The organism is Phenylobacterium sp., assembly GCF_044358365.1.
Lineage (GTDB): Bacteria > Pseudomonadota > Alphaproteobacteria > Caulobacterales > Caulobacteraceae > Phenylobacterium.
In genome coordinates this window covers 13039-27338 of sequence record NZ_JBIKNZ010000043.1, presented here as the reverse complement: position 1 = coordinate 27338, position 14300 = coordinate 13039, and the positions used below count along the sequence as shown (strand labels likewise).

Sequence of the window (14300 nt, the reverse complement as noted above, 5' to 3'; positions counted from 1 at the left end):
ACGCCAACACTCGGGCATTGATATCGAGGCCCGCCGTGAACGCGTCTCGATACCCCACACGCAGGGCCTCTAGCATGGCGTCATACTGGGCTTGGTCTACGCCGGCGGGGGGCCTCAGCCGACGTTTCTCAATCTGAACCTCCAGATTTTTCATCAATGTCTCGACGGAGCCCTGATCTTCTAGGATTTTCGTCGCCAGAGTGATCGCGCGATCACTGACACCATCAGGAGCTTTGTATATACCGCCAGCTGGCGGTGGCGAGAAGCCGACGCGCAGTGTCACCTTGCGACCCTCTGTAGCGGTCGCCGCTTGAATCGGACTCAGGCGATAGCGGGTGGCAAGACCTTGGGCGGCAGCGCCGAATCCGAGCCCCTGGGGTAACTCTTCGTCCACGGTGCAGACGGTTACGGTGCCCTCTTTCCCAAGTTGGCAGGTCAAACGCACCGCTCCACGAAGACCAATTATCGTGGGAACGGGGGCGGCGGCGGAAACCGCGCCCTCGGTCGGACTATTCGACCACTGTGGGTTGTCGATTCGATCATCCGAAGGTTCGATGGCGCGCCACACGCGAGCGAGGTCCGCGGGGGCTGGACAGGAGTTTTTCGCGCAGAATGCCGCTTTGGCCGACGGGCCGAGAATGGTCGGTAAGCTGGCGCCGATCGTCTTTTGAATGTCCTGCAGTCGCCGATCATAGTTCAGAGCCTTGCCTGACCCCTCAGCAAAGTCAGCGATGGAGGCCAGCTCCGATTCCCTGAATACCGACGCGAGAGCGTTCGCATATGCAATCCGCAACTCGGGGCGCCGCGTCTGCCAAGCCTTCTCGAGAACTTCGATCACGATGGCGCGGGTGCCTGTCGTAACGCCGCGGTCGTATGCGGTGGCGTGCTCTTTGTAGATGTTGTCGAGTGTTACAGTGACAGCGTCATGGGCATCGGTGATGCGCAACGCATTCCTCAGCGACTCTCCCGCAGCGGGCGGTGGCGGCGGGCCATTCTTGGGTTCCGGCAGGACGAATCGGATCGGAATGGCAACCGTGGCGCCATCAATTGGAATCCCGTTGCGCGCCCCTGGCCGCATCGCGAACTTCTTGGTCATGGCGAGCGCTGCGGCTCCGAACCCCAGGCCGACAGGTTGTTCAAAGGGCGTCGTGCAGTTCTCCAGCTCACCCTTCACATTGACGGTGCAACTGAGCCTGGCTCGACCATCTACCTCCAGAAAGTTCGCGTGCTTCGGATAGTATTCCTCAAAATCCTTGCCGGACGGGATGGTCACCCAATCGGGTTTGTTGATCGGCGAACTGCGCTGCGCTTCGGCGGCGCCGGCGCACATCGCGAGCGCGGTCGCACTGACCAGTGTGGCCTTTGATGTCTTGGAACTCACCACCACTTCCCCGCCGAAACCTGTGCAGAATCAGCCCCAGACCGTATATAGAGACCTTACGAATCTCAGGCTCCGCGCCGCGCGCGCGACGCCACCATAGGACGCCTTGGGTGGATTTGCCCACCCTGACGCGAGGCGCCTCAGTTGGACGCATCATGAGCGACGAAACCCAGGTCCCCGACAACACCCCTGAAGGCAATGGCCAGGCCGAGTATGGTGCGGAATCCATCAAGGTTCTCAAGGGCCTGGATGCGGTGCGCAAGCGGCCGGGCATGTACATCGGCGACACCGATGACGGCTCGGGCCTGCACCACATGGTCTATGAGGTGGTCGACAACGCCATCGACGAGACGTTGGCGGGCTGGGCCACGCGGGTCGAGGTGATCCTGAACGCCGACGGCTCGGTCACCGTCACCGACGACGGGCGCGGGATTCCGGTGGATATCCACGAGGGCGAGGGCATCTCGGCGGCCGAGGTCATCATGACCCAGCTGCATGCGGGCGGGAAATTCGACCAGAATTCCTACAAGGTCTCCGGCGGTCTGCACGGCGTGGGCGTATCGGTGGTCAATGCCCTTTCGGAGTGGCTGCGGCTAAAGATCTATCGCGGCGGCAAGTCCTACGAGATGGAGTTCCGGCACGGTGATTCCGTCTCGCCGCTGAAGGAAACCGGCGACGCGCCCTTGCGCGAAAACGGGGAGTTCCTGTCGGGGACCGAGGTCACCTTCCTGCCGTCGCTGCAGACCTTCGCCTTCATCGACTTCGAGCTGAAGACGCTGGAGCACCGGCTGCGCGAACTGGCGTTCCTGAACTCCGGCGTCACCATCTGGCTGAAGGACCTGCGGGGGCCCGAGCCCACCGAAGAGGTCATGCACTATGAGGGCGGCATCGAGGCCTTCGTGCGGCACCTCGACAAGGCCAAGACCTCGATCATGAAGACGCCGATCGTGGTGCGCGGCCGACGCGAGAACGTCGAGCTCGACCTGTCCCTGTGGTGGAACGACGGCTACCACGAGAATGTTCTCTGCTTCACCAACAACATCCCTCAGCGGGACGGCGGCACCCACCTGGCGGCGTTCCGCTCGGCGCTGACCCGGATCATCACCAACTATGCCGAGAGCTCCGGCACAGCCAAGCGCGAGAAGGTCTCCGTCGGCGGCGAGGATGCCCGCGAGGGCCTGACCTGTGTGCTGTCGGTCAAGGTGCCGGACCCGAAGTTCTCCTCCCAGACCAAGGACAAGCTGGTCTCGTCCGAGGTCCGCCCGGCCGTCGAGGGGCTGGTGGGTGAGGGCCTGGCCGCCTGGTTCGAGGAACATCCCGTTGAAGCCAAGATGATCGTCCAGAAGATCGCCGAGGCCGCCGCCGCCCGCGAGGCGGCCCGCAAGGCTCGCGAACTGACCCGGCGCAAGTCAGCGCTGGATATCTCGTCCCTGCCCGGCAAGCTGGCCGACTGCGCCGAGAAGGATCCGGCCAAGTCCGAGATCTTCCTGGTGGAGGGTGATTCCGCCGGCGGCTCGGCCAAGCAGGCGCGCAACCGCGACAATCAGGCGATCCTGCCGCTGCGGGGCAAGATCCTCAACGTCGAACGCGCCCGGTTCGACCGGATGCTGGGCTCAGACCAGATCGGCACCCTGATCATGGCCCTGGGCGCCGGCATCGGGCGCGATGAGTTCAACATCGAGAAGCTGCGCTACCACAAGATCGTCATCATGACGGACGCCGACGTCGACGGCGCACACATCCGCACCCTGCTGCTGACCTTCTTCTATCGGCAAATGCCGGAGATCATCGAGCGGGGGTATCTCTATATCGCCCAGCCGCCGCTCTATAAGGCGTCCAAGGGCAAGTCGGTCCGCTACCTCAAGGACGACCCGGAGCTGGAAATCTACCTGATCGACGAGGGTGTGGATGGGGCGACCCTGGACTTGCCGTCTGGCGAGCGCCTGACCGGCGCCGATCTACTGGCCCTGGTCCAGACCGCGCGCGGCGCCAAGGCCAATGTGGAGCGGCTGGCGGCGCGGGCTCCGGCCTTCGCCATCGAACAGGCGGCCATGGCCGGCCTGCTGGCCGAGGGCGGCGATCCGGCGGCGGCGGCCAAACGCTTCGACCTCTACGCTGAAGAAGGCGACGGTCCCTGGAGCGGCGAACCGGCTGTGGGCGGCGGCTTTGCCTTTACCCGCATCAAGCGCGGCGTCACCGAGCGCGTGGTGCTGGACGAGCTGTTGCTGAACGCTGCCGATGCGCGCCGCCTGGCCGAGCGATCAAAGGAACTGGCCCAGGTGTTCTCCGGAGCCGCCACCTTCACCCGGCGCGACCGCACGACCACGGTACGAGGTCCCATCGATCTGGTGAACGCCGTGATGGAAAACGGCCGCCGGGGCCTTTCGATCCAGCGCTACAAGGGCCTGGGCGAAATGAACGCCGACCAGCTCTGGGAAACCACGCTGGATGTCGAGGCCCGCACCCTGCTGCAGGTGCGCGTCAACCACGCCGATGACGCCGACGACATGTTCACCCGTCTGATGGGCGATCTGGTGGAACCTCGGCGCGAGTTCATCCAGGAGAACGCGCTGGATGCGGAGGTGGACGTTTGAGTATCTTTTGGGGCGAGTTCAATCACTTTCACTCGCCTCATGGGTGAAAACAGTTTGCCCCTCTGATCGGCGCCTGTATAGGCGATTACACGTATGAAACTTATGGATAGAGAGATGAAAGTTCACGCACTCCTGGGAAGCCTGTTTGGTGCGGCGCTTTTGGCGACCACTGGTTCCGCCGCCGCCGGCACAAAGATCGTAAACCTGACGCTGGACCTCAATGCGCAGTGCATTACCTGCGATGACATTGCATCAGGTCCCGGCTTTACCCAGGGACCCTTCTCGGTAGATCTCGCAATCGGCGATACGCTCGACCTGACCGTCGACTTTCTTGACGACCAGCAACTCACCGTGACCAATCTTAGATCCATATTTCCGAGCATCTGGACCAATGCACAGTACAACAACCCGTCCAACATCACGCAAAGCGGGATGCTGTCGTTCCTGAATAGCCTTGGGTCTGTGATCTATACGTCGCCCCTGATCTCGAGGACGGTCGGCGGAGTACACGCGGGACAGTTTGTCAGCGAAGACGAGCTGCCTGGGTTGCCTTCGACCTTTACGTTTTCGAGCGTGCGCTGGCTGGGCACGGTCGATAGCTATGACGGCGTCATCACCACCCGAAACTACACCTCTCCCGGGTTCTATGTAGGCGTAGAGCGCACACTGATTTCGAATTCCGGCGCCGTCCCCGAGCCGGCGACCTGGGCGATGATGATCATCGGCTTCGGCGCTGCCGGCTCCATGATCCGCCGCCGCAAGGCCGTGGTCGCCTAGAGACTGACTGCCTTTTGATCGGCTCGGTGGCGCCGCCCTTCGCAAGAGGGGCGGCGTTTGGCGTTCGGGCGTGACGGTCGCTCAGGTCCGGTTCACATTTCCGCCTCCAGAAGGTACGGAACCGGTCACCTCCAATTCTGACGCGAACCCCATGCGCCTCTCCTGTATTTCGATCCTCGCCGCCCTGACTGTGGTCGTGCCTGTCGCCCAGGCCGCGCCGGACTCCCATGGCGTCACCGTGGCGTTCGGCAACACCGTCAAGGCCCAGTACTCGGACGGCAAGTTCCAGCGGCTGTGGTTCCAGGCCGACGGCACCTGGGAGGCTGTGGGCCGGCGGGGCACATGGTCGGCAGGCAAATGGTCGCTTAAGGATCAGGGCGTTTGCCTCAAGCAGTCGCGGCCATTCCCGGCGCCGTTCCGCTACTGCACGACGTTTCCGGCGAGCGGTGGCCTTGGCGCGGTCTGGACCTCGCGCGACTGGCAGGGCGAGCCGATCAAGGTCACGGTGGTCAAGGGAATCGAGCGGCCCTAGATCACGTCGAGATTGGATTGAAACAATCCAATCTCGAAGAACGTGATCGCCCTCATATGTTCAGAGCGGGTTGCGGGCGGAAAACCGGTTCCCACTTTTCCTCAACCCGCCCTAATCAGCTGTCTGGATACCTGCGGTCCGGTCCCAGTCCTCGGCCACGGCCCGGGTCACCGACTGCATGAAGGCCAGTCGCTCGGGCACAGGCTTCCAGGTGCGGCGCATCATCACCGCCACCGCATAGACGCGCCCGTCCGGCGCGGTGAGCAGGCCCACGTCGTTTATGCCGACCGAGGCGCCGGAGAAGTCCTGGCCGGTCCCGGTCTTGTGCGCGATGGACCAGCCGCCGGGCAGGCCGCCTTTCAGCCGCCGTGGACCGGTCCGCGCCTGCGCCATCCAGTCCAGCACGCGAGCCGTCGAGGCCGCCGACAGCAGTTCGCCCCGCGACAGCGCCGCCAGCGCCGCAGTGATCTCCCCCGGTGCGGCGCCATCCAGAGGCGCGGCCAGATAGGCGTCCAGAGCCGCTTGCCGCGTCGCCCTTGGCAGGGCCTCTCGCGCCGCCTGGAAGTTCCAGCCGATTCCGTAGTCCGGTTGCCAGACGAGTCCGGCGGTCAGCGCCTGCAGGTCACGCTCGAACGCGCCCACCTTGACGCCCGTAAGGCCCATTTCCTGGAGCGTCAGCGCGACGCCGTCGGGGCCGCCCAGTTCGCGCATCAACCGGTCGTTCGCGGCATTGTCGCTCTCCACCAGCGCGCGGCGCAGCAGATCCGAGACGGTGGTCTGGTAGCCGCCCGGCCCGATCCTGTAGGCCACGGGCTGGAAGAACACCGAGCGGTCCGCTTCGCTGAGGGTGACGATGGCGTCCGGGGCGATCCGCCCCTCATCCACCGCCCGCATGACCGCTATGGCGACCCAGAGTTTGGAGACGCTCTGCTGGGGATAGGGCCGATCCGTATCAACGCCGGCCGTCCAGCCGGTGGCGACGTCGGTGACCGCGATACCCACCTCCTCGCCATAGGCGGCGGCCAGGGTTTCCAGTCGGGACTGCAACGCCGCCGGCGCAGGCGGGATTGGCTTGGCGACCTGCAGCAGTCCCGCCAGACCGGGACCGCCCGAGGTCAATCGCACCGACCGGTCGGCGATCGCGAGGCCGCCCGCCACGGCGCCGGCCAGAACGATGGCCGCAACCAGAACGAGCTTCATCAAGCGCATGTATTCCTGCCCTGTCCGGCTCAGGCGTGGCTGTGCCCGGCGTGGTCGTGGGCGCCTTCGGCGCGCGCCCGCACCTCTACGGTCACATGCGACAGGCCGCCCAGTCCAGCCAGCCGCTCGTGATAGGCCTGCGGCGGGGCCGGATGGTCGGCGGCGATGACGGCTATGACGGCATGATGCCCGGGACCGAGGCGCCAAAGGTGCAGGTCGACCAGGTCTTCGCCCTCTGAGGACAGCCGCCGACGCACCTCTGCGGTCAGGTCGCGTGACGGGTTGATGTCCAGCAAGGCAGAACCGGTTCGCCGTAGCAGGGTGAAGGCGAAGTGCCCGACGAGGACGGCCGCCAGCAGGCCCGCCAGCGGATCGGCCATTTCCCAACCCAGCTGGCGGCCGGCCAGCAGGGCAAGGAAGGCGATCACTGACACCGCCGCATCGGCGGTCAGGTGCAGGTGCGCGGCCGAAAGATTGAGGTCGCCTTCCGCGTCGTTGCGCGCCGCCGTCGCGCCCGTGGGCCGGAGCAACAGGATGCAGACCACATTGACGGCGAGTCCGCCGGCGGCGATCGGCAAGGCGTCACCGAAATGCACATGTTCCGGGCTGAGCAACCGTTGGCCGCTCTCCACAGCAATCATCACGGCGGTGGCGGCCAGCACCAGGGCGTTGGTGAACCCGGCCAGATACCCCACCTTGCCGGTGCCAAAGCTGAAGGCCGGATTGGCCGCGTGGCGCCGCGCCAGGGCATAGGCGGCCGAGGCCACCAAAAGAGACGCGACATGGGCGCCCATGTGCAGCCCGCTGGCGGTCAGGGCGATCGAACCGGTCGCGGCGCCGCCGGCCAGCAACGCCACCAGGGTGCCCATGCAGATCACGGTCACGAGCCAGGTGCGCCGCTCGTTGCGCACGTGATCCGCGCCCAGATAGGTACGGTTCTGCCGAAAGGCGTCCAACGCCGCTTCAGAGGGCGCGAGGGGTTCATTCAGGGCCATTTGTTACTTCATAACACTAAATGGCCGGAAGGCCAGCTTTGCGAACGCCCCTTCATAAGTCGGTGTCCAGGCTCTACATGGTCAGACATGAGCGAAACCCTTGTGACCAAAATCCCTGTCACTGTCCTGACCGGCTATCTCGGCGCGGGCAAGACCACCCTTCTGAACCGGATTCTCTCGGAGAACCACGGCAAGACCTATGCGGTGATCGTCAATGAATTCGGCGAGATCGGTATCGACAACGACCTGATCGTCGGGGCTGACGAAGAGGTCTTCGAGATGAACAACGGCTGCGTCTGTTGCACGGTGCGCGGCGACCTGATCCGGGTTCTGTCGGGCCTGATGAAGCGCAAGGGCACGTTCGACGGAATCATCGTGGAGACGACGGGACTGGCCGATCCGGCGCCCGTGGCTCAAACCTTCTTCGTGGACGACGACGTCCGCGCCCGGACCCAGCTGGACAGCGTCACCACCGTGGTCGACGCCAAGCACCTGCCCCTACGCCTGAAGGACAGTCGCGAGGCTGCCGAGCAGATCGCATTCGCCGACCAGATCATCCTCAACAAGACCGATCTCGTCACCGAAGCCGAGTTGATCGAGGTGGAAAAGGCTATCCGCACCCTCAATCCTCTGGCCCCGATCCGTCGGGCCGAGCGCTCCAACGTGCCGCTGGACTCTATCCTGGGCCAGCACGCCTTCGACCTGGGCCGGATAACCGAACTACAGCCCCACTTCCTCAACCCGGGGCATGGCGAGGCCGGTCACGTGCATGATGAGCACTGCGAACACGATCACGATCACCACGTCCACGACGAGCATTGCGGACATGACCACGACCACCATGAGCATCACGCGCATATCCACGATCATGTGGCCGAGAGTGGGATCTCGTCGATTTCACTGACCTCGCAAAAACCGATTGATGGCAATCGCGTCACGGTCTGGCTCAACAATGTGTTGCAGACGCAGGGGATCGATATCCTGCGGGCAAAAGGCATCCTCGACGTGAAGGGCGAGGAGCGGCGGCTAGTTTTCCAGGCCGTCCACATGATCCTGGAGGGCGACTTTCAGGGGCCGTGGAAGGACACCGACAACCGCTATTCGCGGCTGGTTTTCATCGGTCGCAATCTGGACGAGGCGGGCCTGAGGGCCGGCTTCGAGAGCTGTATTGCGGCTTAGGCGGCTTGCCGGGTCACGAGCTGGCGCAGGCGGCTTTCAGCCACGATCTCCGGCTTCAGGATCCCGCACCACTCGGTGGTGCGTCGGCCACGCCATTCCAGCACCATGCGCCGGCCTTCGAGACGGTAACGGCCCCGATGGGTCGAGGGGCCAACGGCGACGTGTATGGATTCCCACATCGGACTTGCGCCCATAAAAAAGCCCGCCGGGCGCGAACCCGGCGGGCGATTTCAAGTCTGACGAAACTGCCTGGCTAGAGTTCTTCGTTGATCAGGGCCACCTGATAGAAACCGTTGCCCTGCAGGTCGTTCATGACAGCCATGAACTCGCCATACAGGACGTCGCGGTCGCCGCGGATATAGACCCGCTGCTCGGTGACCGGAATGTTGGGCTCATCGCGCTGAAGCGTGAGGGTCAGGTCGCCGGTCAGGCGCTCGAGGGTCGTAGGAGCCTCGCCGATGAAGATCGCACCACCACGCTGGAGGTTGATCAGGATCGGCTCCTTCACCTTGGTGCCGGGGGGCGGCGGAATCGCCGGGGGGAGGTCCAGCTTGATCGAGACCGTCGCGGCCGGGATCGACACCATGAAGATAATCAGGAGCACAAGCATAACGTCCACGAAGGGCGTGACGTTCATGTCCGAGTTCTGGTTCAGGCTGAATTTGCCGCCTTTAGCACCGCCGACTTTCGCCGCCATACCTGCGAATTCCTTCCCAAGGACCCATCAGCCGGGCCCGTCGGGAGGACCATTGGCAAGCCGTTAGGAGGTTGTAAAGCCGAAAGCGCGCGAAGCAGGCCTGCATCCCGGATTCGTTCCTTTGCTTGCCCATCAAGGCATCATGGTTCTAGGGGAAGCCATGACTTTCAGCTTTGACGCCTTCGTCACGACCGCCCTGTTTGACCGGACCGGTCGCGCCGCCTTCGCTCTGGGTGACGGGACAATCCGGTTCGAGGGAGGCGAGGTTGCCGCCGCCCATGACGGCGCCGTGCTGGCGGCCTGCCTGGCGCCTGCCGGCGACGCCATCCTGACGGGTGGGGATGATGGTCGGGTGATGATGTCCACCGCGTCTGGCGCAACAGAGATCGCCAGGGTCGCCGGTCGCTGGATCGACGCTGTCGCCGCCTCTTCCGAATCGAAGCTGATCGGCTTCTCCGCCGGGCGTGACCTGCATGTGCGCGATATGACCGACCCGACCTTTACCCGCACCTTCGCCCACGAGAAATCCGTGGCGGATATTGCCTTCGATCCCAAAGGTCGCAGGCTGGCCGTGGCGACCTATGGCGGTGTCTGGTTCTGGTACGCCCGGATCGTCGATCAGAAACCTGCGATCTACAAGTGGGCAGGCAGCCATGTGGGTGTCTGCTGGAGCCCGGACGGCAAGTTCCTGATGAGCGCCATGCAGGAGAACCAGCTGCACGGTTGGCGCGTGGCCGATGAGAAGAACCTGCGCATGGGCGGCTATCCGGCCAAGGTGAAGTCCATGGCCTTCATGTCGAAGGGCGCGCTGATGGCCACCTCCGGCGCCAACGGCGCGGTGTGCTGGCCCTTCGCCGGCGCCACTGGTCCCATGGGCAAGCAGGCTGCCGAGATCGGCTATGACGACGCCGCGCTGTCGACCCGCATCGCTGCGGCGCCTGACGAGACCTGGCTAGCGACAGGGCTGGACGACGGCCGGGTCTGGGCTGCCAATGTCACGGGAGAACGAATCGTGACGCTCAAGGCCGAAAAGGGCGCCGCGATCTCGGCGCTGGCCATGAGCCCTGATGCGAAACGCGTGGCCTGGGGCGATGAGGACGGTAACGCCGGGGTGGCCGTGATCGAATGAGCGGGGATCGAGCTGAGCGGGCTCAGCGGCTGGGGCCTTACTTCGAGGTACAGTTGCGATTGGCCCGCCGGATGGCGGAACTGCGCAAGGAGCCGCTTGGTCAGGCGGCGCTCCGCTACACCAACTTCCACCGACGCTTTGGTCTGCGTACGCCGCCGGAGACGCCGACCGAGCCCTGGATCAGCTTTGCCAAGGACCTCGACCGCCTGGACGAGCTGAAGGACCAGCTGGCCCTGACACAGGCGACGTTTCGGGTCATGCCCGAGGAGATTCTACCGCCGCCGCCGAAGCAGGCTTACGGCTGTTTTGCGCACGATCCTCCGGACGCGGACGGCGAGGTTCAAATCCACTTCAACAACGCCGACACTGACAGCCTTGGCGGTCCGCTGGCCTCGGAGAAGCAATCGCGCCGCCGTGCCGATCTGAGCGCCATGGTCGCTGCCATACGTGCAGCGCATCCCGACGCGCGGATCATCCGGGGCCGCTCCTGGCTTTACAACCTGAAAGCCTATCTTCGCCTTTTCCCGTCCGACTATGCGGCCTCTGCACGTCTCGAGACCGGCGTCGTCAATCTGCACGGCAATTCCAGCTGGGGTCAGATGATCGATAGTCAGGAGACCGTGCGACCGGACTTCCGGGATCGACTGCAGGCCAACCTCCCGCACATCGACCCTGCTGCGCCTTGGCGCGCGTTTCCCCTGCAGGTTCTCCGGGTCAGCGCGCCCCTTGAAAGCTTCGAAGCTTTCTACAGCCTCTGAGCCCCTACTGTATTGCGATGGGATTGATCACCACCTGCACGGTGCCGACAAAACGCGGCTGGCCCAGCACGAACAGGAACTCGCTCACCCCGTCCGCCGCCAGCAGACCCACGTTGACGTTCTCCAGAATGTGCACGCCCTTCTTGGCCAGCAGGGTCTGATGCACCACGAAGGGGCGGTTCGGGTCGGCGAAGGGGATGTGCTCCAGCGTGATGGTGTCGGCGCCGATGGCCACCACGCCCTGATCGGCCAGCCATATCGCGCCGTCCTCGCCGATCCCTGGCGTCGTTTCCTGGAACGCCTTGCGATCGCTGTTCATCTTGGCGGCCATCCAGCCGGTGTGGAACAGCACCACGTCGCCCTTGCTGATGGTCACCTTCTGGGCCCGCATCGCCGCCTGGATCTCGGTGCGGTTGAAAGCCTGCCCGGCGGTCATGGGCTTGCCGAAATACTTCAGCATGTCGATCACCACGCCACGGGTGACGATCGGCGGTACGTTCGAGAGCTCCAGAGTCTTGAACCCCTGAGGTGTGTTCAGTTCGTCACGGGTCAGTCCGTTGTAGTAGCGGTGGTCGATACCCAGATGGCCCAGGCCGTCCATCTGGGTGCCGATCCCCATGCTGGTGGTGACTTTTTCATCGAAAGCGGTGGCCTTGTTGGCGCCCAGCGGCGGTTGGCCGGCCGGCGGGGTGACGATGATTTCGGCCTTGTAGCTGCGATCGCCATAGACGGCGCTGTCTGGCCCGGTGGGGATGCCCAGGGCGTAGACCTTGCCGGTCTTCACCAGCGCTGCGGCCCGCTTCACACCCTCCGGCGACAGGTTGCCCACGGCGCCGAGGGTGTCAGATGCGCCGTACTTTGACGGATACCAGCGCTCCTGCGCCGAGGCCGCACCGGCCATGCACAACGCGCTCAGCGCCAGGACCATACCTGATCGAACCACGTTTCCGCCCTTTGCCGTGTTTTGATTGGCGCCAGCCTGTCACGGCCCGGGCGGCGTGCAAAGGGCTTCAGGGCTTCGGCGCGAAACGGCTTTCCGGATTCCAGGTGGGCTTTGCCGGCGCATTCGCCACGGTCTGGGCAAGCTTGTAGAGGAAGCGGTGGAACGCACCTGCCGCCTCGAAGTCCATGGGCTGGTTGATGTCATCCTGGGGGCGGTGATAGCGGACCTCATACCACTCGCGATACCGGGCTTCGGCCTCTGTCCCCGGCTCATAGCCAAAGATGAAGCCGGTGGCCGGGACGCCGATCTGCAGAAATGGATAGTGGTCGGCCCGCGTCAGCAGGCTGCGCTCGGGCTCGGGATCGGCCTGGGTGCGAATGCCCATCGATCCGGCCACCGTGCGGACGGTCTCGCCCAGACTGGTGTCGTTGATGGCCAGCACCGTCATCAGCTTCAAGGGAAACAGCGGTCGTAACTGGTCCAGATTGATGTTGGCGACCAGCGAGGCTTTCGAAACTGTCGGGTTCTTCGTGAACCAGTAGGCGCCCAGCAGGCCCTTCTCCTCTCCGGTGAAGGCCGCCAGCAGGATGCTGCGCTTGAGGGGCTTGCCGCGATGGTTCTCGGCGAAGCGGATCAGGGTAGCGACATAGGCCGCGTCGTCCAGGGCGCCGTTGTAGAGGCTGTCGCCGGCCACCGGCTCGCCGAAGCCATAGCCGTCAAGATGGGCAGAGAGCACGAGGTGTTCCGCAGCCAGCTTCGGATCTGATCCCGGCAGCACGGCCAGCACATTGGTAGCGGTGTAGTCGCGCTGACTGCTCTCGAACCGTGCGGAGAATGTTCCCGGCAGGTCGAACACCGGCAACGGCTGTTTCGCCCCGCCGGCCGCCATGACCGCCGCGCCGTCATGGCCCGAGCCCTCGGCCAGTCGTGCGAACGCTGGAACGCTCATGGTCATCACGACAAACCCGCCGGTCCTGGTCGGCGGCGCATCGGCCAGTGTGATCGACCGCGCATAGGCTGCCGGCCAGCGAAACGGCTCTATCGTGAAACCTGGATCGTCCACCTGGATCAGTCCGAGCGCGCCCGCCGCCTGGGCGTTGCGAACCCGTTCGGCGCCCGTGGTCAATCCCGCCCGCCGCGTATTGATGCAGGCCACCACCTTGCCGCCGGAGCCCGTCAGGTCTTCCGGGCGGCAATAGCCCGCGAACCGAAGGGGCGCTTCGAGGCGCGGCGGAAGATCATCAGCCGCGCGAACGCTGAACGCCTTCAGAAAGGCCAGGTGGCGGTCTGCGGTCCCTTCCTGGACCAGGGCGACCACTGCGGAATCGACCCGGCTCTCATGCACCGGGAAGGCCTGGAAGAAGGTTCCATTGTCCCCGGCGGGATTCCAACCGGCGGCCCTGAATTTGTCGGCGACCAGACGGCCAGCACGATCATGGCCAGTAGAGCCGATATCCCGGCCCTCCATGGCGTCGGACGACAGCTGTTCGGTGATCTGCCGCCAGGCCCGGGTGTCGGGGTCCCGGATGGACGCGGTGCGAGGCTCGGCCGAGGTCGGGGTCGACAGGGTCGCGATCAAGCCGGCGACGAGAAGAGAGCGGAACATCATGCGTCACGCTCCCAGAGCACGGGCTGATCCGCAAGGGTTATGGAGCGGTCAGGCGCTGGCGCGGTTCCCCGGGGACATCGCCTTGCCGGCGGTCCATCCGGCTCAGCTCGGCAAAGGTGATGTGGGGATGGGTCCGCACCAGCTCACGGAACCGTCCTGCATAGACCGGCAGGAACACCAGTGCAGCGCCTGCCAGGTTCCCGGCAAAATCATGCAGCGACATTTCGCGCCCGACCAGCGCCTGCGCAACCTCGCTGGCGATCCCGAGCGCGACGAGGACCGCGGCGAGATCCGGTGTGCGCGACCGGGGCAGCGCCCCCAGCATCAATGCGCCCAGCCCATAGAACAGCAGGGCGTGGGCCACCGTGTCGGGGAAGGGCAATCCGAGCTGGCTGTAGGTGAAGGGACCCGTCAGGGCGATGAGCGCCGCCAGACCGCCCAGCAAGCCTGCGAAGCGCAGGGCGGTCAGCAGTCTGTGCGGCGTCAGCGACATGGCGGCATCCTGA

General features: G+C 64.7%; 13 protein-coding genes and 1 pseudogene. 6 read left to right on the top strand and 8 right to left on the bottom strand.

What is annotated here, in order from left to right; genetic code table 11:
- The coding region (locus ACIQ3B_RS12270) for a TonB family protein (protein WP_397402948.1) at positions 1 to 1381 on the bottom strand (1381 nt) is incomplete at its 3' end.
- Between the two features lie 155 nt (positions 1382 to 1536).
- Between ACIQ3B_RS12270 and gyrB the strand changes: the two genes are divergently transcribed.
- From gyrB to ACIQ3B_RS12255, 3 genes and pseudogenes are all read left to right on the top strand, one after another.
- A complete protein-coding gene (gene gyrB, locus ACIQ3B_RS12265) occupies positions 1537 to 3975 on the top strand; it encodes a DNA topoisomerase (ATP-hydrolyzing) subunit B (RefSeq protein ID WP_397402946.1) in 2439 nt (812 codons plus the stop codon).
- Between the two features lie 678 nt (positions 3976 to 4653).
- Positions 4654 to 4752: pseudogene (locus tag ACIQ3B_RS12260) on the top strand (PEPxxWA-CTERM sorting domain-containing protein); the annotation flags it as partial.
- A 151-nt stretch (positions 4753 to 4903) separates the two neighbouring features.
- Positions 4904 to 5284 carry a hypothetical protein gene (locus tag ACIQ3B_RS12255; protein ID WP_397402944.1) on the top strand — a complete coding sequence of 127 codons (381 nt, stop codon included), beginning with the start codon at positions 4904 to 4906 and terminating at the stop codon, positions 5282 to 5284.
- Between the two features lie 111 nt (positions 5285 to 5395).
- Here ACIQ3B_RS12255 and ACIQ3B_RS12250 read toward each other — a convergent pair whose 3' ends face one another.
- Positions 5396 to 6484: a serine hydrolase gene (locus tag ACIQ3B_RS12250; protein WP_397402942.1), complete on the bottom strand. Its 1089-nt coding sequence runs from the start codon at positions 6482 to 6484 to the stop codon at positions 5396 to 5398.
- Positions 6485 to 6513: 29 nt separating this feature from the next.
- Positions 6514 to 7479, bottom strand: a complete 966-nt coding sequence (locus ACIQ3B_RS12245; protein ID WP_397402940.1) for a cation diffusion facilitator family transporter — start codon at positions 7477 to 7479, stop codon at positions 6514 to 6516.
- Positions 7480 to 7566: 87 nt separating this feature from the next.
- Here ACIQ3B_RS12245 and ACIQ3B_RS12240 point away from each other — a divergent pair, with 87 nt between their 5' ends.
- Entirely contained in the window at positions 7567 to 8658 is a 1092-nt protein-coding gene (locus ACIQ3B_RS12240; protein ID WP_397402938.1) for a CobW family GTP-binding protein, read from the top strand.
- Here the strand turns inward: ACIQ3B_RS12240 and ACIQ3B_RS12235 are convergent.
- Together ACIQ3B_RS12235 and ACIQ3B_RS12230 are read right to left on the bottom strand one after the other, a co-directional pair.
- Positions 8655 to 8837 (bottom strand): hypothetical protein, encoded by a 183-nt coding sequence (locus ACIQ3B_RS12235; RefSeq protein WP_397402936.1) that lies wholly within the window; start codon positions 8835 to 8837, stop codon positions 8655 to 8657. The genes ACIQ3B_RS12240 and ACIQ3B_RS12235 overlap by 4 nt on opposite strands.
- A gap of 74 nt (positions 8838 to 8911) precedes the next feature.
- Positions 8912 to 9355, bottom strand: a complete 444-nt coding sequence (locus ACIQ3B_RS12230) for a biopolymer transporter ExbD (RefSeq protein ID WP_397402934.1) — start codon at positions 9353 to 9355, stop codon at positions 8912 to 8914.
- 160 nt (positions 9356 to 9515) lie between these two features.
- On the opposite strand from ACIQ3B_RS12230, the gene ACIQ3B_RS12225 reads away from it, so the two are divergent.
- Both ACIQ3B_RS12225 and ACIQ3B_RS12220 read left to right on the top strand, forming a co-directional pair.
- On the top strand, positions 9516 to 10484 hold the full coding sequence (locus ACIQ3B_RS12225) for a WD40 repeat domain-containing protein (RefSeq protein ID WP_397402932.1): 969 nt from the start codon (positions 9516 to 9518) through the stop codon (positions 10482 to 10484).
- Positions 10481 to 11242 (top strand): hypothetical protein, encoded by a 762-nt coding sequence (locus ACIQ3B_RS12220; protein ID WP_397402931.1) that lies wholly within the window; start codon positions 10481 to 10483, stop codon positions 11240 to 11242. The genes ACIQ3B_RS12225 and ACIQ3B_RS12220 overlap by 4 nt, the downstream gene beginning before the upstream one ends.
- 4 nt (positions 11243 to 11246) lie before the next feature.
- On the opposite strand, the gene ACIQ3B_RS12215 is transcribed toward ACIQ3B_RS12220, so the two are convergent.
- The 3 genes from ACIQ3B_RS12215 to ACIQ3B_RS12205 form a co-directional block, all read right to left on the bottom strand.
- Positions 11247 to 12170 (bottom strand): cyclase family protein, encoded by a 924-nt coding sequence (locus ACIQ3B_RS12215; protein WP_397402929.1) that lies wholly within the window; start codon positions 12168 to 12170, stop codon positions 11247 to 11249.
- An 82-nt stretch (positions 12171 to 12252) separates the two neighbouring features.
- Positions 12253 to 13794 carry a M28 family peptidase gene (locus tag ACIQ3B_RS12210; RefSeq protein ID WP_397402927.1) on the bottom strand — a complete coding sequence of 514 codons (1542 nt, stop codon included), beginning with the start codon at positions 13792 to 13794 and terminating at the stop codon, positions 12253 to 12255.
- Positions 13795 to 13831: 37 nt separating this feature from the next.
- The gene (locus ACIQ3B_RS12205; RefSeq protein ID WP_397402925.1) at positions 13832 to 14287 is read right to left on the bottom strand and encodes a hypothetical protein; all 456 of its coding nucleotides are present in this window, start codon (positions 14285 to 14287) and stop codon (positions 13832 to 13834) included.
- Positions 14288 to 14300 lie beyond the last annotated feature (13 nt).

Coding starts and splice junctions, on each gene's coding strand:
- gyrB (WP_397402946.1), top strand. CDS start 1,537: ATGAGCGACGAAACCCAGGTCCCCGACAACACCCCTGAAGGCAATGGC.
- ACIQ3B_RS12255 (WP_397402944.1), top strand. CDS start 4,904: ATGCGCCTCTCCTGTATTTCGATCCTCGCCGCCCTGACTGTGGTCGTG.
- ACIQ3B_RS12250 (WP_397402942.1), bottom strand. CDS start 6,484: ATGAAGCTCGTTCTGGTTGCGGCCATCGTTCTGGCCGGCGCCGTGGCG.
- ACIQ3B_RS12245 (WP_397402940.1), bottom strand. CDS start 7,479: ATGGCCCTGAATGAACCCCTCGCGCCCTCTGAAGCGGCGTTGGACGCC.
- ACIQ3B_RS12240 (WP_397402938.1), top strand. CDS start 7,567: ATGAGCGAAACCCTTGTGACCAAAATCCCTGTCACTGTCCTGACCGGC.
- ACIQ3B_RS12235 (WP_397402936.1), bottom strand. CDS start 8,837: ATGTGGGAATCCATACACGTCGCCGTTGGCCCCTCGACCCATCGGGGC.
- ACIQ3B_RS12230 (WP_397402934.1), bottom strand. CDS start 9,355: ATGGCGGCGAAAGTCGGCGGTGCTAAAGGCGGCAAATTCAGCCTGAAC.
- ACIQ3B_RS12225 (WP_397402932.1), top strand. CDS start 9,516: ATGACTTTCAGCTTTGACGCCTTCGTCACGACCGCCCTGTTTGACCGG.
- ACIQ3B_RS12220 (WP_397402931.1), top strand. CDS start 10,481: ATGAGCGGGGATCGAGCTGAGCGGGCTCAGCGGCTGGGGCCTTACTTC.
- ACIQ3B_RS12215 (WP_397402929.1), bottom strand. CDS start 12,170: ATGGTCCTGGCGCTGAGCGCGTTGTGCATGGCCGGTGCGGCCTCGGCG.
- ACIQ3B_RS12210 (WP_397402927.1), bottom strand. CDS start 13,794: ATGATGTTCCGCTCTCTTCTCGTCGCCGGCTTGATCGCGACCCTGTCG.
- ACIQ3B_RS12205 (WP_397402925.1), bottom strand. CDS start 14,287: ATGTCGCTGACGCCGCACAGACTGCTGACCGCCCTGCGCTTCGCAGGC.